The sequence below is a fragment of the Maribellus luteus genome (assembly GCF_003576475.1).
GTDB classification, from domain to species: Bacteria; Bacteroidota; Bacteroidia; order Bacteroidales; family Prolixibacteraceae; genus Draconibacterium; species Draconibacterium luteum.
Genome location: NZ_QWGR01000231.1, coordinates 1 through 544 on the forward strand (window position 1 = coordinate 1; position 544 = coordinate 544).

1 protein-coding gene is annotated in these 544 nt (G+C 63.4%); it reads right to left on the bottom strand.

Annotated features, from left to right (window positions below; all coding sequences use genetic code 11):
- Positions 1-30: 30 nt before the first annotated feature.
- On the bottom strand, positions 31-544 hold a 514-nt coding region (locus D1614_RS28710), incomplete at its 5' end, for a DNA-binding protein (RefSeq protein WP_119440537.1).

Here is a 544-nt window from a genome sequence, read left to right on the forward strand (position 1 = left end):
TGGGCCGCCTTCAGATCGGACAGGAAAAATTTACTTGGCGTGGGAGGCGCGCGTGCGGGCTGCCTTCTTTGCGGCAGCCGAACGGCCTGCCGCGCCCTTGGTGGCGGCGCCTTTCTTGGCCGCTGACGAGCGCTCGCTGCTCGAACGCTTCGACGCCGCGCTGTGTGCCTGCTTGGACAACGATGATTTGGACGCCGCCGAATGGCCTTCCTTCTTCAGCGTGCGAGTTGTGGTTTTACTGCGCTTGGCCGTGGATTCCTTGCTCGCACTGGCGTGGCTGCCGGTTTTGTTGCCCGTCTTGCTGCCGGCCTTGAGATCATGTTCCGCCTTCTTGCGGGTGGAGGCCGATGCCTTGCCTTCCCCCGGCGGCTTGACGGCAACGCCAGAGCGGCGTGCCTTCGATAGACCAATCGCAATGGCCTGCTTGGTGTTTTTCGCACCGTGCTTGCCTTCGCGGATGTGATCCATCTCTTCCTTCACGAAGTTGCCCGCCTGGCTCGAGGCGGCTTTGCCGTGGCGCTTGTCGGCGCGCGCACGTTCTACG